The sequence below is a fragment of the Bacillus sp. FSL R5-0439 genome (assembly GCF_038008805.1).
Lineage (GTDB): Bacteria > Bacillota > Bacilli > Bacillales > Bacillaceae > Bacillus > Bacillus safensis.
Genome location: NZ_JBBOZW010000001.1, coordinates 3,387,701 through 3,407,687, shown reverse-complemented (window position 1 = coordinate 3,407,687; position 19,987 = coordinate 3,387,701). Strand labels below are relative to the sequence as shown.

Annotated in this window: 21 protein-coding genes; 14 read left to right on the top strand and 7 right to left on the bottom strand. The window is 43.1% G+C overall.

Going from position 1 to position 19,987, the window contains the following annotated elements:
- The first annotated feature begins 20 nt into the window (after positions 1-20).
- The 10 genes from NST59_RS17590 to NST59_RS17545 all read left to right on the top strand — a co-directional run bounded on the left by NST59_RS17590 (position 21) and on the right by NST59_RS17545 (position 8,859).
- On the top strand, positions 21-1,199 hold the full coding sequence (locus NST59_RS17590; protein ID WP_058838497.1) for a DegT/DnrJ/EryC1/StrS family aminotransferase: 1,179 nt from the start codon (positions 21-23) through the stop codon (positions 1,197-1,199).
- Entirely contained in the window at positions 1,196-2,071 is an 876-nt protein-coding gene (locus tag NST59_RS17585) for a GNAT family N-acetyltransferase (protein ID WP_058838498.1), read from the top strand. The genes NST59_RS17590 and NST59_RS17585 overlap by 4 nt, the downstream gene beginning before the upstream one ends.
- A 1-nt stretch (position 2,072) precedes the next feature.
- Positions 2,073-3,197, top strand: coding sequence for an N-acetylneuraminate synthase family protein (locus NST59_RS17580; protein ID WP_341040874.1), 1,125 nt, complete (start codon positions 2,073-2,075; stop codon positions 3,195-3,197).
- On the top strand, positions 3,187-3,927 hold the full coding sequence (locus NST59_RS17575; RefSeq protein ID WP_341040873.1) for a glycosyltransferase family protein: 741 nt from the start codon (positions 3,187-3,189) through the stop codon (positions 3,925-3,927). The genes NST59_RS17580 and NST59_RS17575 overlap by 11 nt, the downstream gene beginning before the upstream one ends.
- The gene (locus NST59_RS17570; protein ID WP_341040872.1) at positions 3,924-4,952 is read left to right on the top strand and encodes a PseG/SpsG family protein; all 1,029 of its coding nucleotides are present in this window, start codon (positions 3,924-3,926) and stop codon (positions 4,950-4,952) included. The genes NST59_RS17575 and NST59_RS17570 overlap by 4 nt, the downstream gene beginning before the upstream one ends.
- Positions 4,953-4,954: 2 nt before the next feature.
- Positions 4,955-5,695 (top strand): sugar phosphate nucleotidyltransferase, encoded by a 741-nt coding sequence (locus tag NST59_RS17565; protein WP_058838502.1) that lies wholly within the window; start codon positions 4,955-4,957, stop codon positions 5,693-5,695.
- Positions 5,692-6,657 (top strand): dTDP-glucose 4,6-dehydratase, encoded by a 966-nt coding sequence (gene rfbB / locus NST59_RS17560; RefSeq protein ID WP_341040871.1) that lies wholly within the window; start codon positions 5,692-5,694, stop codon positions 6,655-6,657. The genes NST59_RS17565 and rfbB overlap by 4 nt, the downstream gene beginning before the upstream one ends.
- Positions 6,658-6,660: 3 nt before the next feature.
- Positions 6,661-7,515 (top strand): dTDP-4-dehydrorhamnose reductase, encoded by an 855-nt coding sequence (rfbD, locus tag NST59_RS17555; RefSeq protein WP_041087734.1) that lies wholly within the window; start codon positions 6,661-6,663, stop codon positions 7,513-7,515.
- The gene (locus tag NST59_RS17550; protein ID WP_058838504.1) at positions 7,508-7,963 is read left to right on the top strand and encodes a dTDP-4-dehydrorhamnose 3,5-epimerase family protein; all 456 of its coding nucleotides are present in this window, start codon (positions 7,508-7,510) and stop codon (positions 7,961-7,963) included. The genes rfbD and NST59_RS17550 overlap by 8 nt, the downstream gene beginning before the upstream one ends.
- Before the next feature lie 104 nt (positions 7,964-8,067).
- The gene (locus NST59_RS17545; protein ID WP_326848357.1) at positions 8,068-8,859 is read left to right on the top strand and encodes an SDR family oxidoreductase; all 792 of its coding nucleotides are present in this window, start codon (positions 8,068-8,070) and stop codon (positions 8,857-8,859) included.
- 214 nt (positions 8,860-9,073) lie between these two features.
- Here NST59_RS17545 and NST59_RS17540 read toward each other — a convergent pair whose 3' ends face one another.
- The 6 genes from NST59_RS17540 to NST59_RS17515 all read right to left on the bottom strand — a co-directional run bounded on the left by NST59_RS17540 (position 9,074) and on the right by NST59_RS17515 (position 15,173).
- Positions 9,074-10,267 (bottom strand): aminotransferase class I/II-fold pyridoxal phosphate-dependent enzyme, encoded by a 1,194-nt coding sequence (locus tag NST59_RS17540; protein ID WP_185847167.1) that lies wholly within the window; start codon positions 10,265-10,267, stop codon positions 9,074-9,076.
- A 17-nt stretch (positions 10,268-10,284) separates the two neighbouring features.
- Positions 10,285-11,706: an ATP-grasp domain-containing protein gene (locus tag NST59_RS17535; RefSeq protein ID WP_058838506.1), complete on the bottom strand. Its 1,422-nt coding sequence runs from the start codon at positions 11,704-11,706 to the stop codon at positions 10,285-10,287.
- A gap of 15 nt (positions 11,707-11,721) precedes the next feature.
- Complete coding sequence (locus tag NST59_RS17530) at positions 11,722-12,483, bottom strand: glucose 1-dehydrogenase (RefSeq protein WP_144489897.1); 762 nt, start codon at positions 12,481-12,483, stop codon at positions 11,722-11,724.
- On the bottom strand, positions 12,480-13,187 hold the full coding sequence (locus tag NST59_RS17525) for a cupin domain-containing protein (RefSeq protein WP_058838508.1): 708 nt from the start codon (positions 13,185-13,187) through the stop codon (positions 12,480-12,482). The genes NST59_RS17530 and NST59_RS17525 overlap by 4 nt, the downstream gene beginning before the upstream one ends.
- A gap of 1 nt (position 13,188) precedes the next feature.
- The gene (locus tag NST59_RS17520) at positions 13,189-13,791 is read right to left on the bottom strand and encodes a bacilysin biosynthesis protein BacA (RefSeq protein ID WP_024423797.1); all 603 of its coding nucleotides are present in this window, start codon (positions 13,789-13,791) and stop codon (positions 13,189-13,191) included.
- 149 nt (positions 13,792-13,940) lie between these two features.
- Positions 13,941-15,173 carry an MFS transporter gene (locus NST59_RS17515; protein ID WP_058838509.1) on the bottom strand — a complete coding sequence of 411 codons (1,233 nt, stop codon included), beginning with the start codon at positions 15,171-15,173 and terminating at the stop codon, positions 13,941-13,943.
- 145 nt (positions 15,174-15,318) lie between these two features.
- Here NST59_RS17515 and NST59_RS17510 point away from each other — a divergent pair, with 145 nt between their 5' ends.
- On the top strand, positions 15,319-15,798 hold the full coding sequence (locus NST59_RS17510; protein WP_047202792.1) for an Lrp/AsnC family transcriptional regulator: 480 nt from the start codon (positions 15,319-15,321) through the stop codon (positions 15,796-15,798).
- A gap of 120 nt (positions 15,799-15,918) precedes the next feature.
- Positions 15,919-16,887 carry an alpha/beta hydrolase family protein gene (locus tag NST59_RS17505; RefSeq protein ID WP_341040868.1) on the top strand — a complete coding sequence of 323 codons (969 nt, stop codon included), beginning with the start codon at positions 15,919-15,921 and terminating at the stop codon, positions 16,885-16,887.
- Positions 16,888-17,008: 121 nt separating this feature from the next.
- On the opposite strand, the gene hemQ is transcribed toward NST59_RS17505, so the two are convergent.
- On the bottom strand, positions 17,009-17,779 hold the full coding sequence (gene hemQ / locus NST59_RS17500; protein WP_024423793.1) for a hydrogen peroxide-dependent heme synthase: 771 nt from the start codon (positions 17,777-17,779) through the stop codon (positions 17,009-17,011).
- A gap of 240 nt (positions 17,780-18,019) precedes the next feature.
- Between hemQ and pta the strand changes: the two genes are divergently transcribed.
- Both pta and NST59_RS17490 read left to right on the top strand, forming a co-directional pair.
- A complete protein-coding gene (pta, locus tag NST59_RS17495; protein WP_024423792.1) occupies positions 18,020-18,991 on the top strand; it encodes a phosphate acetyltransferase in 972 nt (323 codons plus the stop codon).
- A gap of 129 nt (positions 18,992-19,120) precedes the next feature.
- On the top strand, positions 19,121-19,972 hold the full coding sequence (locus NST59_RS17490) for a MurR/RpiR family transcriptional regulator (protein ID WP_341040866.1): 852 nt from the start codon (positions 19,121-19,123) through the stop codon (positions 19,970-19,972).
- Positions 19,973-19,987 lie beyond the last annotated feature (15 nt).

Below are 19,987 nucleotides of genomic sequence, written 5' to 3'. Positions count from 1 at the left end.
GATAGGGGTGTGCAAGCGATATGGGAAAAAAGAGAGCACAATTTCTTCCTTATGCTCTGCCTTTCATTGAACAGGAAGAAATCGATGAAGTCATCGGAACATTAAAGTCCGGCTGGCTGTCAACTGGACCAAAAGTAAGACAGTTTGAAGAAGAATTTCAGCAGCTGACCGGTGCAAAACATGCGATCGCAGTCAATTCATGTACGGCTGCTTTATTTTTAGCGTTAAAGGCAAGAGGGATTGGTTCTGGGGATGAGGTGATTACAACACCTCTGACATTCTGCGCAACAGCAAATACAATCATCCATACGGGAGCAGCGCCTGTATTTGTCGATATTGATCCAGCAACACTCAATCTGGATGCAGAGAAAATAGAAGCGGCCATAACACCACATACAAAAGCAATTGTCCCTGTTCACTTTGCTGGTCAATCGTGCGATATGGACCGGATTTTAGCGATTGCCAAAAAGTATGATCTATTTGTACTTGAAGATGCTGCCCATGCTCTTTACACAACGTACCATGGTCAGCCCGTTGGATCGATTGGGGATGCGACCGCTTTTAGCTTTTATGCAACGAAAAACCTAGCGACTGGTGAAGGCGGCATGCTGACAACAAATGATGATGCGCTTGCGGCTCGAATTAGACGACTAGCGCTCCATGGGATGAGCAAGGGAGCGTGGAATCGTTATGGAGAAAAAGGAACGTGGTATTACGAGGTCGAGGAACCTGGTTATAAAATGAATATGTTTGACGTGCAGGCATCGTTAGGGCTTGTTCAGCTAAGCCGACTAGATGATATGCAGGCACGGAGAGAACAGATTGCAAAAGAATACAATCAGGCTTTTCAAAAAGAAGCGGGCCTGATCCTGCCGCCTGTGCATCAAGAAGGGAGACATGCATGGCATTTGTATGTACTGCAAGTGAATCCAAAAGAAGCATTCATCACGCGTGATGAACTGATTGATCAGCTGCAAAAGGAATATAAAATCGGCACGAGTGTTCACTTTATCCCTGTTCACCTGCACCCATACTATCAACAAACGTATCACTATTCACCAGAGGATTTCCCTGAGTCACTCGCATACTACAAGCAGACGCTCTCACTGCCGCTCTATCCAAGTATGACAGATGAAGATGTGCAGGATGTTATCACAGCGGTGCTGTCTATTTTAAAAGAACAGAAGGCATCATCATGAAGGTCGTTCATTCCATCGATGATCAGGTGCTGGCGGCTTGGCTGAAGAAATACGGACAACAAGCGGAACAAATGAACGCCTTCAAGCAGTTTGCTCTTGTTAATGGCGCCCAGCTCAAAGCGGTCCTGTTATATGAATGGTCAAAATGGGAAAGTGGCATTTTTGATCAGCATATTTTTCATGTGAAGTTTATAGAAGCGGAGTCAGCGTCAGCTTTTCAAGAATTGATGGAGCGTTTCATCAATTGGATGAGAACAGAAAAATGCGATTTTTTCTTTTTACGTCTTGAAGCGTCTGATCTTGAAAAAAACCGCATCGTCCAAAGGCTGTCACATGTGTACTATGTGGGCGGGCTCACTCGTCTTGAGGCGCCCCCTGTTCAAATGGAAATACCATCAACAGGTGAAGATGTGGTCATCAGTCTGCCGGATGAAAAGGAATACGATGAGGCGGTGTCACTTGCTCATCAGGCTTTTGGGAAAAGCCGGTATGCACTTGATCCTTTTCTTGATCAGAATGTCGTCCAGCATTTTTTTCAGGAATGGATGAGAAATAATTTGCTCGGACGTGCAGATATCAATCTCGCGGCAAAGGTGAACGGTGAAGTCATTGGATTGATTCAAGGTGTAACAAAGGGCGATGAACTGATCCTTGATTTATTGTCCATTAGACCAGATACACAAGGAAAAGGGATCGGAAAAAAGCTGGTTACGGCGATGATAAAAGCCTCGTATGAGAGAGGGCACCGGTTTATGTCTGCCGGAACTCAGATGCATAACACAACCGCGATTCAGCTGTACGAAAAGCTGGGCTTTAGAACAAAAAATGCCTTCTTGTATTACCATGTGTGGCCGAAAAAAGGAGAGAGGTAAGATGGCGCATTTCTATATCGGAGATCGCAAAGTGGGGGATGGTGCGCCTGTCTTTATCATTGCAGAGGCAGGCATTAACCATGATGGAAAGCTGGATCAGGCACTTGCTTTAATTGATGCGGCAAAAGAAGCAGGTGCCGATGCGGTGAAGTTTCAAATGTTTCAAGCTGATCGGATGTATCAAAAGGAACCGGGTTTGTATGAAACAGCCAAGGGAGAAGAGGTGTCCATTTTTTCTTTAGTAGAACAAATGGAGCTGCCGCCAGAATGGCTTCCGGTGTTATTGTCACGCTGCGCGGAAAAAGGGCTGATTTTTTTAAGCACAGTGTGTGACGAAGAATCTGCGGATCTATTGAATCAGACTGATCCGCCGGCTTTCAAACTGGCATCCTATGAAATCAATCATTTGCCGCTTATGCGTCACACGGCATCTTTTCAAAAGCCCATTATTTTCTCAACAGCCGGGGCAACCATTTCAGATGTCCATGAAGCATATGAGGCGATTACAAGCGAACAAAATCAGCAGGTCGCTATCATGCATTGCGTAGCAAAGTATCCAGCACCTAGAGCTTACACGAATCTGCGAGTGCTTCAAACATTAGCTGCGGCATTTCCCGATGCAGTCATTGGCTTTTCTGATCATAGTGAGCATCCGACTGAAGCGCCAGTGGCCGCTGTGAAGCTTGGGGCAGCAATCATTGAAAAGCATTTTACAGTGGATAAAACGTTACCTGGGGCTGATCATTCCTTTGCTCTTGATCCTGATGAATTGAAGGAAATGGTTCAGCATATTCGAGCGGCAGAAAAGCAGCGGAATCTAAAAGAAGCTGACACTCATTCAGTGCCAGAAGAGCTCCTTGGCAGTTCTTATAAAACGACAACAGCTATTGAAGGCAAGATTCGTGAATTTGCGTATCGAGGCATTTTTACGACAAAAGGCATTGCGAAGGGCGAGACATTAACCACAGAAAATCTAGCCGTGTTACGTCCAGGACAAAAAAGCCAAGGTCTGCATCCGCGTTATATGGCGATTTTACTTGGCGCAAAGGCTGTCAGAGATATCCCAGCCCATACAGGGGTTTCGTGGAAAGATGTACTCATGCAGGAGACGCCAAATGATCAATGATGTGCTCTTTGTCATACAGGCGAGAATGGGCTCAACAAGGCTGCCAAAAAAGGTGATGAAACCGATCGGCGGTATGGCGCTGATCGACCTGATTGTTGAACGGGTAAAGCAATCAGATCATTACAATCACAAAACGCAGAACCTCATGATTGCCACAACAGTTGAGGCAGAAGATGATCTGCTGGCTCATTATTGTCTCTCAAAGGGATATAAAGTATTTCGTGGCAGTGAGACAGATGTATTGCAGCGATTTGCGCAGATTGTCCGTCATTTTGAACCGCAAATCATTGTGCGTTTAACAGGAGATAACCCATTTATAGATCCGGCCCTTTTGTCGAAAATGCTTGAAAAACATAGACAAGAGAAGGCTGATTACACATATACGACTGGCACACCACTCGGTATTTCCGGGGAAATGATCGACGCACAGATTTTAAGTAAAATCGACAATTTTCCCCTTACGCAGCCAGAGCGTGAGCATGTCACGCTCTATATCAGAAAGCATCCTGAGCAATTTCATCTGCAATTATTCACACCGCCCAAAGAACTTGCATATCCTGCTTATCGATTCACGATTGATACAGAAGAAGATTATGAGTTTGCGACCCGTTTACTAGAGAAAGCTGGCGGCTCCATTAATGTGCCTACGGCTGAACTCATCACCATTTGCGAACAAGATCCCGATATTGTTCGATTGAATCAATTTGTGAAACAGAAGGATGCTGAATGAACAAGAAAATCATGATTGTTGTGTATGGCGGGTTTTTAAGAGGAATGGGGCATGTTGTCAGAATGAAACGGCTGGCAAATCAACTGCTTCAAGAAGGAAACGACTTATATTTCTATACAAATGAACAGATCTGTGTAGAAATGCTCTCAGGTCCAAATTGGCACGTTCATTTAGTGCAGGAGTCGAAGGCATTCCTTCAGATGGAAAAGGATATAAAAGAGCTGAATCCTGATCTTTTGCTGATTGATGTACTTGAATGTGACCTCCAATTTCTTCGATTGATCAAAGCGTGCTCCGGCTCTGCAAGGCTGGTTTTATTCGAAGAAAATAGAGCAGAAGCGTGTCAGCTTGCCGATGCTGTCGTGAACGGCATTTATGGCGGTCTGGACGAAAATCACATGCAAGTAGATGGGACAGCATATTTTGATGGAACACCTTATTTAATGTTAGATCAAGAGATAAGTCGGTTAAAAGACACATATGAGGTTCGAAAAGAATGCAAAAAGGTGGTCATCAGCCTTGGGGGCAGTGACCCGCGTGGATTGTCATCAAAGGCTGTATCAGCACTTCTCGAAGCTGACCACCTACACATTTTAGCGGTTACAGGAAAAGCCTCCCGCATTGAAGAACAAATAGAGGCTGAGCATATACAATTCATTCGTCATACAGATCAATTACTTGCGCGTCTCTCGGAAGCCGATCTGGCAATAGTGGCTGGCGGGATGACGTTATACGAGGCAGTTTGTATCGGAGTGCCCAGCATTGTCCTTTCACAAGTAGACCACCAAGCAGTGACAGCCGCTCGTTTTGCGCAAAAGGGAGCCTGTCACCATCTTGGATTAGGTGAACTTGTGGATGAAAAAGATATTCGGCGTGCTGTGGAAAGACTGTCCGGCAGCTATTTTCTCCGCAGAAGCATTCATCTCAATGGACGGACACTCATAGATGGAAAAGGAACTGAACGAGTGAAAAACATTCTTATACACCTCATGAATCATCACCAAAAAGAACATAAGGATGTGTAGATGTGAAGGGAGTTATTTTAGCAGGAGGAAAGGGATCACGACTGGCGCCTTTAACGAAGATTTTCAATAAACATTTATTGCCGGTTGGTCCATATCCAATGATTTATTGGTCATTGTTCAAATTGAAGGAAGCAGGGATTTTAGATGTGATGGTCATATCACAAGAAGAACAAATCCCGCTGTTTCAAAAGCTGCTTGAAAGCGATCAGGAACTGGGGATGAACATCGTATATCAGGTACAGCCTGAAGCGTCTGGAATATCAGACGGTTTATCCTATGCAAAGCCCTTTGTAGAAGGGGAGAAGTTTGTGCTGATGCTTGGTGATAATGTATTTGAGGATTCACTAAATTCTTTTGTTGAAGCCTTTCAGCAGCAAGAAAGAGGAGCCAAGGTTTTGTTGAAAGAAGTGGCAGATCCAAAGCGGTTTGGCATTGCAGAAATTGATGCCACGCGCCAACGGATTTTATCAATAGAGGAAAAACCGGAGTATCCGCGCTCATCTTACTGCGTTACGGGTATCTATTTTTATGACCAGGAAGTCTTTCAATATATTGAGAGAATCTCACCGTCAGATCGAGGCGAATTAGAGATTACAGACGTGAACAATCTGTATATCTCAAATAGTCAGCTGACCTATGATATGTTAAAAGGGTGGTGGATTGATGCAGGAACACATGAATCTCTCCACCAAGCATCTGCGAAAATGTTTGAAACGATGAAGAAAAAAGAGGGATCCGAATGACGAAGTCTTATTTAATTACAGGCGGAGCGGGTTTTATCGGACTGAATTTTGTGAAGCTGTTGCTTCAGGATACAGATGTCCGGCTCACCGTTTTTGATAAATTAACTTATGCCAGCCATCCAGAGGAGATGGATGAATTATTAAAGTTGTCTCATTTTCGTTTTATTCAAGGGGATATCACCCTTCAGCATGAGCTGGATCAAGCATTTGACGAAGTCTATGATGCCATCATTCATTTTGCGGCAGAATCGCATGTTGATCGCAGCATTGAATCAGCAGAGCCTTTTATTCAAACAAATGTCCTCGGAACGTATCGTATGCTTGAAGCGGTCTTAAAAGGAAAGGCGAAAAAGCTCATTCATATTTCAACAGACGAAGTATATGGAGATTTGGAGCCAGATGATCCTGCTTTCACAGAACAAACACCACTTTCACCGAATAATCCTTATTCAGCAAGCAAGGCGAGTTCAGACCTGCTTGTGAAATCCTATATCCACACTCACCAATTACCCGCGATGATTACACGATGCAGCAACAATTACGGACCGTATCAGCATGAGGAAAAATTAATCCCGACCATTATTAGAAAAGCAGTCAATGGAGAGAACATCCCGATTTATGGAGACGGCCAGCAAATTCGCGATTGGCTGTATGTAGAGGACCATGCGAGAGCTGTGAAGCAGGTGCTCGAAAATGGCACAACGGGGCAGGTATACAATATTGGCGGCGGCAATGAGAAAACAAATCTCGATTTGACCAAAACGATTTTATCGCAGCTCGGAATCAGTCATGATCAAATTGCGTTTATTCAAGATCGAAAAGGACATGACAGACGGTATGCCATTGATGCCAGTAAGCTAAAAGGCGAGCTCGGCTGGACGCAGGAGACGTCATTTGAAGAAGGTATCGAAAAAACGATCAATTGGTATCGAGCCAAATACGATCAGAGCGAAGAAGGGTGACGGATGAAAGTTTTAATCACCGGTGCAGGCGGCCAATTGGGGAAAGAATTGAGCAGGCAGCTCAAGGAAAAAGACATGACCGTCATTGCCTTAACGAGGAACATGCTCAATATCGCAGACCAGCAAGCAGTCAGACATGCGATGAGACACTATCAGCCTGATATTGTTGTCAGTGCAGCAGCCTATACTTCTGTTGATCAATGTGAAACAGAAACCGAAAAGGCGTATCTTGTGAATGGGATTGGCGCCTACTATACAGCATTAGAAGCAAAGCGCGCAGGGGCTGATGTGTTACATGTCAGTACAGATTATGTGTTTGACGGGCAGGCGGACACCCCTTACCAAGTCGATGCACAAGCAGATCCTCAAACCATTTATGGAAAGAGTAAAAAGCTTGGTGAGGAATTGATTCAGCTTGTATCAGACGAAGTGAAAATCATTCGTACCTCGTGGCTTTACGGACATGAGGGGCATAATTTTGTGAATACCATTCTTCGGCTTGCTGAAACGAAGGATCATTTACGCATTGTGAACGATCAGATAGGGTCTCCTACTTATACAAAGGATGTAGCCGAGGCTCTGATTCATTTGTTTGATCAGAAGGCAGGCGTGTACCATGTCAGTAACCGAGAAAGCTGTTCCTGGTTTGATTTTGCGTCAGAAATTGTGATGAAAAGCGGCTTGTCCGCCACAATTGAGCCGATTTCCACGGAAGAGTATGGCTTCCAAACGCCACGCCCGGCCTATTCTGTCTTAGATCTTCAAGCGATTGAAGCCACAGGCTGGCAGCCGAGGCATTGGAAGGATGCACTTCACGAATACTTGCAGAAAGAAGGGAGATGGCATCAGCATGATTGATGGTGTTCAAACGAAAAAACTCATGAAACATTGTGATGACCGCGGCTTTTTTGCAGAGCTCATTCGAGATGATGAACCGATGCTGAAACGCTTTGGTCAGGCGTCATGGTCGAAAAGCTTTCCAGGCGTGATCAAAGCCTTTCATTATCATGAAAAACAAGACGACGTTTGGTTCTTCCCCGCAGGTCATGCACAGGTCGTGTTATATGATTTGCGTGAGGACTCTCCCACAAAGGGGCAAACCGATGTGTATTATATGGGGGAAGACAATCCGATGCTGCTTCTCATACCAAAGGGTGTCGCGCATGGCTACCGTGTATTAGGTGAGACGCCACTGCAAATTGTGTATTTCACAACAGAATCGTATGACCCGAAAAACCCAGATGAAAAGCGAATCGCCTGGAATGACGAAATGATCGGGTTTGATTGGGAAACGACATTTAAATAGAGAACGAGGGGCCTTTCGCAGGAGAAAGGTCTTTTTTTGTTGAAATACATTCTATATGTGTCATTTTATGTATATGTACGAAGCTGATAAGAAAAGGGATGTGGATGAGTTTGTCTAAAAGAATTGCATTTGTAACAGGAGCAAGTACAGGGATTGGAAAGGCCATCGCCATTAAGCTTGCCGCTCAAGACAATGTAAAGATCATCATCAATTCTAGAAATCAATCCTCACTAGAAGAAGCGCAGCAGGACATTGGGCGTATGGCAGAAACAAAGGAGCCGGTGGCTCTTTTCTGTGGCGACATGTCAGATGAAGGGGTGCGGGCTGAGGCTTTTGAGGAAATAGAAAAAGAGTTTGGCAGACTGGATGTGTTGATTAATAACATTCCGGGGGGAAAGCCAGATACCTTTGATTCATGTGAGAGCGAGCAGATGATGGCAGCATTTTCTCAAAAAGCCATTGCGTACATTGATACGATGAAGCGTGCAGCAGCGATGATGAAACGACATGAATATGGCCGGATCATTCAAATTGTCGGGAACCTATGGAAGGAACCTGGTGACCAAATGTTTACGAACAGCATGATGAATGCAGCGATTATCAATGCTAGTAAAAATGCTGCCACACAGCTTGCACCTTCAGGGATCACAGTGAATTGTTTAAACCCGGGATTTATTGCTACAGATCGGTATGAACAATTTATCGGAAACATGATGCGTAAACAGGCATTATCGCGGGAAGAAGCTGTACAGGCTGTAGCATCAGGAATTCCAATGCAACGAGTGGGCTCAGCGAGTGAAATGGCTTCATTGGCCGCTTTTATCGCATCAGAGGAAGCCTCCTATCTTACAGGACAACAAATATCTGTCGATGGTGGAGCAATGAAAAGTATATAGCATCAAAAAACCCGCTAGATGCGGGTTTTTTGATCCAGCGTGTAGACAAACCCTCGCATTCGGTGTCAGGTCTGCGTGCCGGTGCTCACGAATGTCAAATTCGCTCCGCTCCGATACTCGTCCTTCCTAGGGCTGCAAAGGTTTTCTATCACGCTGAAAAGAAGACAAATGGCTAAAATCAAGACCCATTTTAGCCATTTGTCAAAAAAACCCGCTAGATGCGGGTTTTTTGATTAAAGCGAATCGGAAGGATGCGAAGCCGGTCGATAAACAGGGCAAGCTGTTCAATTGGAGCAACCATTGAGATGCGGACATGACGTTTTCCATGTGCTCCAAACACCCCCCCGGGCGTGACAACGACATCGGTATGTTCGAGTAAATAGTCTGCAAATGCATGAGAATGTTCAAACTCATCAGGGATTGGAGCCCATAAATAAAAGGCGCCAGCTGGACGTTCGATGGACCATCCTAGCTGCTTTTCTGCCTGACGGATGAAGAAGTGAATTCGTTCAAGGTAGACCTCTTTTAATGATTGAATGTGACGGTCATCACTTTGCAAGGCGACGGTTGCGGCTTGTTGAAATCCGCCATACATACTAACAAACACATGATCTTGGAAGGCGTTAATGGCTTGGATGATGTCCTCATTACCTACAGCAAAAGCGACTCTCCACCCTGCCATATTAAATGTTTTGGATAGAGAATATAATTCTACTCCTACACTTTTTCCAAGAGGAGCATTCAGAAAGCTTACTGGTTTTTGCTCATAATGAAATGAACCATAGGCAAAATCATGAATGACATGCAGTCCGTGAGCTGATGCAAAATCAGCAGCCTCTTCAAAAAATGCATCATTTGCCACAGCACCTGTTGGGTTATTCGGATAATTTAAGAAAAGAACCTTTGCCTTTTTGAGCACCTCCGGATCAATTGAAGAGAGATTCGGCAAATAGCCATTTTTCGTTTCAAGTTTGATGCAGTAGGGCTTTGCGTCTGCCATCAAGATCCCAGAATGATATTCTGGGTATCCTGGATCGGGGACGATGGCAATGTCCCCTGGGTCAAGCAGACACTGACTCATGACATAAAGGCCTGTTTTCCCCCCATTGAAAAGGGCCACTTCTTTCTGTGGGTCTATCTCAGTCTCGAATTCTTTTTTGTAGAAATCTGCAATGGCTTGCTTGAAAAAGTCGAAGCCTCTAAAAGGTGCATACTGCTGAAACTCTAAAGTGCCTGCTGCCTCTTGAAGCGCGCTTACGATATGTGCAGGAGTCGGAAGATCAGGATTTCCCTGCCCAAGGTTGATGATGTTCGCCCCGTTTTGTGCTTTATGCGCAATTTTCTCAAAGACGGTTCCAAATTTCTGTTCTGGCAGCCGTTCAATCACGTTAGATGGTAAGATCTTCACCACATTACCCTCTCTTTCTATCCCTTCACTAATTCATCCATTAACTGAATGGCAGCTTGCTTCTGTAAGTTGCGGATGGATGCGGCAACATCCTGTGAGGATGACCCTTTTAATTCAAGCGACACGATGCCATTAAAGGCTTCAAATAAAGAGAGATCCACAAAGGTGCCTTTAGATGGGACGGATTCACTGACGATCACAGTATCTCCAACTAAAGCATCCTGCGGAATATGGACATGATCAATGGTGATATGTGTGGCCTCTGCCGGTATGTGTCCGCTTTCTTTGAAATGCTGAGGGTATAAATGGCAGTCTGCTATATAATGCGTATGTCCAGAAAGCAGCTCTTTTGGCAGATTCGCTTTTTTTCCATCGACTAATACATCGATCAGCAGCTTGGCCATATCCACACCAAACACTTTTTTGATATTCGGAATCATATTCCAGCCAGCAAATCTAGCTGCGGATTCGATCAGTCCTGTTTCTCGATTTTTCATGAGCTTGATCTCTGTATGGGTCGCACAGTTTTCAAGTCCCAGCCCTTCATTTGCCTTCTTAGCTGCCTCAATGATGATTTGCTGTGCTTCATTGTCTAGGATCGAGGGAGTAATATGAGCCGTTTCTGTAAAACCGATTTGAGGGGTCTTGTCATGTATGACAAAAGGGATATATTCTCCCTCCACTACGAACCCTTCTACACTGACATAATCAGAATAGCCACCCTCTTGATACCAATCCTCGTAAGCCCCCTCTAAGTACGTTTCAGCGACAAATGGTGCTTCATATGTCACAGCGTTTGGGACGGGAATGGTTTGCAAATAGGACTGTACGTTTAAAAAGAGATCATCACTGCCGGCTCTGTCATGAAAAAGGGTCACGCCAATCGAGCTTGCTAAATATGTAGGCTTTAAAATAAGCGGTGTCCCGATATGTTCAATAGCTTGCTGGAAATCAGCTAAAGTGGTGACAGGCTGAGTTTTCACCGCTTTGACACCAGCAGCGTTGAATGCAGCTCTCATTTGGCTTTTATCACGCGCCATTTCAGCTGCTTTTACCCCAGCGCCGCGCAGCCCCAGCCGTTCGGCGGCTTTTGCCATTGGTGCAATGAATAATTCATTATTGGTGGTGATGGCATCAGCTTTGAAAAAGGAAGCCACACGGACTAGGTCATCCACCACCTCTTCCTCTGATTTCAAATAATCATCATGTGCCCAGTAAATAGAATCAGGGTGTTCAAAAGAAGGGTGTGTCTCAAAATAATCGCGATCTTTGATGACGGCAATGGAGTATTTTTCTATTAGCTCAGCGTGTCCCTTTGTAATGGCAAAGGGTCTCGGGATATAAGAAACGATATGATAAGGTGCCGCCACGCTTTCATAAAACATATGGGGCGGGCACCCTCCTAAGTCAGCAATGACAAGTACGGTTTTTTTACTCAATGAAAGCACTCCTTTTTATCTAGCGGTGTATCCGCCATCTGCTGTGACAACACTTCCAGTCATATAGCTGGATAGATCTGAGGCGAGAAACAGCATCACGCCCGCAATTTCTTCAGGTTTTCCGAGACGAAGCAAGGGATTCACCTTTGCTTTTTCCTTTTTGACAACCTCAAGACTTTCTGAATGATTGTCTAAAAAGGATTTTTCATTTAATGGCGTATCAATGATGCCTGGGGCGATACAATTCACCCTGATTTGATGAGCGGCATAGTCAATCGCCATCGATTTGGTGAGCTGGATGACACCGCCCTTTGTTGCGTTGTATGCAGGAATGTCAGGCCAGCCAACGAGACCTCCTACAGATCCAGTATTAATAATACTCCCGCTTTTCTTCTCAAGCATATGCGGCAATGTATGCTTACTCATGAGAAATACACCCGTCAGGTTGACCTGTAGAATGTGGTTCCAATCTTCCAGTGTCATCTCGTGAATAGGTGAGACAATTTCGATGCCTGCATTGTTAATCAACACATCAATTGTCCCGAATTGGCTCAGCACGGATTGAACGGTTTTTTGACAGTCAGCCTCATTTGTAATATCTGTTTTGAAAAACGCAGCATGTTCATGAGGCAATGATTCAACGAGTTGTTTACCGCTATCTTCATTAATATCAGCCACAGCTACTTTTGCTCCGTGTTCAAGGAAAAGCTTGACGGCGGCAAGCCCAATCCCAGACGCACCTCCTGTAATCAGGACGACTTTTCCGGCAATGTTCATTTCTTCACCTTAGACGCTTTTGGCTTTAAGCGGTTATAGCGTGGAGGGAAGAAGAGATTAATAGACTTTGATGCTTCTGGCTTTGGATTAATGGCGCCGTGATCTTCTTTTGGATCACAGAAGTAGGTCGTGCCAAATTCCATCTTCTCTGTAAAGCCTTCAATCGTCATATCGTATCCACCGCTAATGCAAATCCCAATTTGTTCATTACGGTGCTTATGAAAAGGCATTTCCCCGCCATTTCCCGGAATGTTAGCAATCATAAGCTCCATCCAGTCCTCAACAAAAAAAGTCACTTCCATGCCAGGAAGCAAATCACGCGTTTTGAAAATGTCTAAGAAATAAGTAGGAGGAGCCGTATATTCCTCGCCATCTTTTAATCTCTTAATATCAATGGCGATCACTTCTTCATCTGTCAGATTCGATGCGCCGTGAGGAACGAATGGTGGTGCAATATAGGCTGATTCTAATGGGGTGAGCACTTGGGTCGATTGGCCGACCGTCATTTGAAGCTCGCCTTTTAATACGATGCCGATTTGTGCTTCTGGATGCTCGTGAGGTTCGATGATCGTGTGAGGAGGGACGTGTGAAATTAACACTTCCGTATCGCCTCTGACAGTAGAATATTGGATGACACCATTATCCCATTCTCGTTTTTTCGCTTGAGGAAAATATAATTCTTGCACCTTTTGTTCAGTTGTCATGTTACATCTCTCCTTTTCCGAATATAGACCAGCTCATAGGAATGCTTTTAAATGTTCGAATGAAGGTGAGGCCGTATGTAGCTCTAGCCACCTCATTGGTTAAAGCGAAATCAAATTCGCCGTCTCTTACTTTTTGTGCGGCTGTACTTGTGGAATTGACAAGCTCAAATTCAGCATTTTGATGAATAAAATATTGAATCAAATTCACAGGTGCAGGATGAGAAACAATTTTTAAATGGTGAAGCATTTGTTCTTGAAAGGGGAAATCTGGTCTGACAGCCAAACCATACATGGGCGTGTCACATCTGAATATTTGTAAAAGCTGCAGGTCAGGTCTCATGTAGAAGTGTTTAATTCCTTCGTATGCGTGTGGAACGAGAGTGTATTGGAGTGCGTTAGAGAGAGTATGTTCAATGCAAGTTTCGAATGTGTCGTAAAGGGATAGTTTCGTATGAGTGCCGAGTGTAGTGGTGGAATGAGAGATGAAATGTTTTGCTGCATATTCACTGCTTGTCCCCTTAGGGCCTAATGTATTGACTGTAAACATCTTAGGTGAAACGATGGGCTCTTCTTTGAAATGAAAAACATCATTCTTTAAGATCATGTTTACCATCCAATCTTTTTCAAATTTTTACTAGATTATAAAAAATAAAATTGGTAATTGTCAACATAATTTATAAAAAATGTATTTTATAATAATATTAAAAATTGATCTAAAAAACTGCACATATCGAGATGTGCAGTGAAATGAGCTCACGTTTCAAAGGTGTTTTTATGTTTCTGCTGTAAGGTTTTTTCACGTTTATAGCTGATGAAGCTGATGAGAAAACCAACAAGCGTAATGAGTGCACATACAAGTCCTACTGTATGATAGCCGAAATGGACATAAACAGGTCCCATTAAAGCGGACCCAAGCATAACGGCTAGATTGGAAGCAAGGCTATAAAAAGCCATCACTTTGCCTCGGTGGGTTTGGGAGCAGTCGCTCAGGACGGTGCTCAAAAGCGTGACGGATAAACTTTGCATGGCACCCCAAATAAATAAAGCGAAAATGAGCAATGTCCATGAGAACGGTGCATAAGGAAGTAAGGCAAGAACGAGCGCAATCCCGCCCAGCACAAAGAAAAGAGACCGTGTTTTGCCAAACCAATCTGCTAATTTCCCGGTAAATATACTCATGGAAAAACCAACGCCATAAGCCATGATCAGAAGTCCAGCTGTTGATTGCCCTCCGGAAAACAAACTTTGCAGGTAAGCTCCTAAAAATGAGTACATGCCATAAAATCCAAGCATGTTACAAAATGTCACGGTCAAATAGGCAGGGACACGGTCGATTTTCAAAGCCCCCCATAAAGAACCTGATTTCTCCCTAGCTTGAGGTGCCTTCTTATCAGCTGTGGCGACTTGTTTTCTAGATTCAAGGATGACGAGCAGCAGGACAACGAGACTCATCATGGCGAAAATCCAAAATGTCCAGCGCCAGTTCAAACTTTGACCGATAAAAGCGCCAATGGGCACACCAAGGACAAGAGAAAGAGACCAGCTCGAGACAATGAGTCCCATCACTTTGCCGCGATATTCATATGGAACCCGGTCCCCCACAAGAGCATAGGCTGTTGGCACAAATACACCAGTCGCCAGCCCAGAAATAGCACGGCCGGTAAAAAACACGGCCAAATTTGGGGCAGCAGCACACATCACTGTTCCAATCAAAAAGAAAGACAGCCCAATTATCAAACACAGCTCTCTTGAATACCGGTCCCCTAAAGGAACGAGAAGCGGAGCTCCAACCAGCACAGCTAACCCATAAATGCTGATGGAAAGAGCGAGAACATCAAGAGAGTGCTGAAATGAGTTTGATAAATCAGGCAGCAGTGGTGAAATCACCAGTTCCTCCGATCCCGCCGCAAAAACGCCAAGTGTGAGTGCGATGGCAAGTGTGATGGGAAATGTTTTAGAAGCCTGGCTGTCTAAAGATTCTTTCATCAAGTGATCCCTCCATACTTGCTTTTTCATTCAATTCCGTTAAAATAAATTCTACCATTATTTAGTTTTATTTTACATTTCGCATCATAAGTATTATCATCAAATACTTTTCAAATGGAACGATTTTTGGATAGGAGAGGTACGAATGAAAATCACCGATGTTGATGTGCATATTTTAAATGAATTGAGAGAAGATGCCCGCTTATCCATGAGGGAATTGTCCAAACGAGTGAATTTATCAGCACCTGCGGTAGCAGAAAGAGTGCGTAAATTAGAGGACGCAGGGATTATCGAAGGGTATTCTGTTCAGGTCAATTATAAAAAATTAGGGCTTCTGATTGACTGCCTGCTGGAAGTTACGGTGTTAAATGGGGAGTATCAGCGTTTTGTGGCTTTTATGAACGAGCACCCACGCGCTTTTTTTGCTTATCGAGTGGCAGGACAGTCTTGCTTTTTCATTAAGCTGTCAGTTTCGTCTCTTGAAGAAATTGAAGCCTTTATTCAAGAAGTGTCTGGATTTACAAAAACCGTCTCCCATATTGTCTTGTCAGAGCACTCTTTTTCTCACCCTATTCAGGAACGCTTGAAACAAATAGAAGAGCCAGAAATGACCGTGATGAAATAAAAAGCTTCAGATTGTTGACAAAGGGCTAAATGATCTTTATTTTAGCCCTTTGTCTTCTTTCAGCTCAGCGTGATAGAAAGCCTTTATAGTAATAATTTGAGATTAAAGGAGTTAATTTTTTTGAAGCTTTTAAAAGTAATAGATTACGCAGCATTAATTGATATGCACAGAATAAGAAGCAAAGAAAGTCACTGTAATAATTTGCCTATTGACGTAGGTAACAGGGATCGTTTTTTTAGTGCTCAGCCAATTGATTTAGAATTTCACATTGATAACCATACAGCAAACTTAAAAAGTGGAATATTTTCTTTTAATTCAAGCATCAAATCTGGTGAAGATAAGAATGACAAGGTTTCTGGGGAAGTGTTTTTGCGAAAAGAGTCTAAGCACAAGCCCAATGTAATCTTCGTACATGGATGGCGCATGGATTCATACGGCAGAATTAAGAAGATTTATCATGATCAGATCGTTAAAAATTATGATTGGAATATGTATTACTACACGCTGCCTTATCATTTCGATAGGGAACCACAAAATTCAACATATTCTGGTGAACATATGATTAGCGCCAATATAAGTCGAACAGTGCAATCCTCCCAGCAAGCTATTGTTGAACTTAGAGGGCTGATTAAATGGATCAAGGAAAATGAAGGTGGAGAAATAATCGTAGTTGGTATTAGTTTAGGAGGGTGGCTAACAAACTTATTAGCAACAGTGGAGAAAGATGTGAATATTGTTGTATCAGCTTTTTATGCGAATAATATTGCACATTCCATCTGGAACACTCTTCCTGGGAAGTATATACGAAGAGATCTGGAGGAACATGGGGCAACGTATGAAGAACTCGACAAAGCTTGGGATATTATGAACCCAAGTAAAGCAAAACTTCTCGTAGACAAAGAAAATGTACTCTTAATATCAGGGAAATATGACATGTATATTGACATAAACGATGCTGATACTCTGTGGAATAGCTGGAATCAACCTAAAAGGCACGTATACAGTTGTGGGCATGCTGGAATTGTACTATCTAGAAATAAAATAGCAGCTGACACACTTCAATTTATTGAAAGCAGGCTAAAGAAATAAAATGATGTTCATTTAGTTTTGTTTCTTACTTATCCTGAAAATGATGTTTTTCATGATGTGATCACCTTTCTAAACAAATACATAAAAAAGCTTCGGAAAGATCCGAAGCCTTAAGAGTTTATCATACATGGAAATAAGACGCCAGCTGCTCGTTTGCTAATCGGTTTCCAACAAAGAAGGAACCGAATTCGCCATAGCGTGCACTGACTTCATCAAAGCGCATTTCATAAACCAATTTTTTAAATTGGAGCACATCATCAGAGAAAAGGGTAACGCCCCACTCATAATCATCAAAACCAACAGAACCTGTAATGATCTGTTTTACTTTTCCAGCATAGCTTCGGCCAATTAAGCCATGGCTTCTCATAAGAGATTTACGCTCATCCATGGAAAGCATGTACCAGTTGTCATTGCCAGAACGTCTTTTATCCATTGGATAGAAGCACACGTATTGAGAAGAAGGAAGCTCTGGATATAGGCGCGCACGTACATGCGGGTTCTCGTAAGGATCTCCGCCATCGCCGCCTCCTGCTAAGTAGTTACTGAGCTCAACAACTGAAACATACGAATAAGCTGGAATCGTAAACTCTGCTAGTCGTGTTTTGTTGAATTCAAGTTCAATTTCACCTAGTTCTTCCATTGTCGGACGTAAAATCATGAGCATAATATCTGCTTTTTGGCCGACAATACTATAGATTGTTTGGCTTCCAGCTTTATCTTGCTCAGCTGTTTTCCATTTTTCCAATAGACCTGTGAACTCATGAATGATGGCTTGGCGCTCATCACTTGTCAGCAGCTTCCAAGCTGTCCAGTCGATCGTTCTAAAATCATGCAGCGCATACCAGCCATCTAGTGTTTGAGCTGCTTCATTTGTTGTATGTTGTTCGCTCATTTCTTTCACTCCTATTAACAGTTTTCCATCTGTTCCAACTATAACATAGTTTGTCCAAATGGAGATGTGATCAAAACTTGAACGAAGAAAACAGCTTTTATCAAAATTGATTAAATTAGTTTGAAAAATAAGAATTTAATTTGTAAGCGCTATAATATAAGTTGGTAGTTTGAATTTAGGTAGAAGAAGAGTATGCTTAAAAGAGAACGCTTTTTTTGTAAAATCAAGGAGGGTATTGTAGTGGCAGATATTTTTTCAACAGTTCAGGAAAAGGTTGCAGGTAAAGGAGTAAAGATCGTTTTTCCTGAGGGAATGGACGAACGCATTCTAACAGCCGTTCAAAAACTAGCAGATGGCAAAGTATTACAGCCAATTGTGGTAGGTAAAAAACAAGAAGTTGAAGCAAAAGCAAAAGAATTAGGTCTTACACTTGATGGTGTTGACGTGTATGATCCTCATACATATGAAGGTTTTGAAGAGCTTGTACAAGCTTTCGTCGAAAGACGTAAAGGCAAAGCAACAGAAGAGCAAGCAAGAAAAGCATTACTAGATGAAAACTACTTCGGTACAATGCTTGTATATAAAGGTCTTGCAGACGGACTTGTGAGCGGTGCGGCACATTCAACTGCTGACACAGTGCGTCCAGCACTTCAAATCATTAAAACAAAAGAAGGCGTAAAGAAAACATCTGGCGTCTTCATTATGGCTCGCGGCGAAGAGCAGTATGTGTTTGCTGATTGTGCAATCAACATTGCTCCAGACAGCCAAGATCTAGCTGAAATTGCGATCGAAAGTGCAAACACAGCAAAAATGTTTGATATCGAACCACGTGTGGCAATGCTTAGCTTCTCTACAAAAGGCTCAGCAAAATCAGACGAAACAGAAAAAGTATCTGAAGCAGTTCGCATTGCAAAAGAAAAGGCACCTGAGCTTGTACTTGATGGAGAATTCCAATTTGATGCAGCTTTCGTTCCTTCAGTAGCAGCGAAAAAAGCGCCAGATTCCGTGATCAAAGGTGATGCTAGCGTATTTGTTTTCCCTAGCCTCGAAGCTGGAAACATCGGTTACAAAATTGCACAGCGTTTAGGTAACTTTGAAGCTGTAGGTCCTATCCTGCAAGGCTTAAACCAGCCAGTAAACGATCTTTCAAGAGGCTGTAATGCCGAAGACGTTTACAACCTTGCGCTGATCACAGCAGCTCAAGCATTATAATGATCTCGACAAAGGCAGCCAGTACGATAGATTCGTGCTGGCTGTTTTTTTGATGACAAATGTGTACAATATAGGGGAAAAGAAAAAATTTGATCGTAGATAAAGCCGATAGAATGGGCAGGTGCTATAATGAACGATTTAATACATAAGCTTCAGCATAAGGTCGCGGGATTAACAGAGGCACAAAGGAGAATTGCAGATTATATCGTGCACAATCCGATGGAGGTCGCGTTTTTAACTGTAGATAAATTGGCTTCAAAAGTAGGGACGAGTACAGCTACCATCATGAGATTCTCTGCTGCTGTAGGGTATTCCGGTTTCTCTGAGCTTCAAAAAGAGCTTCAATCAAACATGAAGCATAAAGCTGCCCCTCAAACGAGACTTGAAGCGAACCTCAAGCATTCAAATAAAAGTAAGCTTCTGCATAATCATTTAGACCTGCAATTTCAAAATATCCAGTACGCTTTAGACAATATCACGGAAGAAACCTTTCAGCATATTGTTGAAAAAATAGCCAGCTCCCGCCAGGTTCTATGTACAAGTGTCCGAAGTGGAAGACCTGTTGGCGAGTATCTGTCATTTGGAATCAATCGGCTATTGGGGAACTGTCAATATATTGATGCGGACAAAAGCGACTGGGTGGATGATCTCGTTCATTTTCAATCTGATGATTTCATTATAGCGGTCAGCTATCCTCGCTATGCAAAGCGTATAAAGGACTTGCTGGAGGCAGCGAAGTCATATGGGGTGGAAGTGCTTTTAATTACAGACAGCTACAGCTCTCCACTAACTAAGTATGCACAATATGTATTACCATGTTCCTCAGCAAGTGTGGGCTCTCATAACTCTGTCGTATCTGCTATCTTTATCGTAGATTATATTTTAAGTGCCTTAGCCATTAATGACCCTGAAAGAACAAAACCTCGTTTAGATCAAATCAATCATATGTTAACGAAAATGAGTTATCACACAACACATTAGTCGTGTGGTGACTCA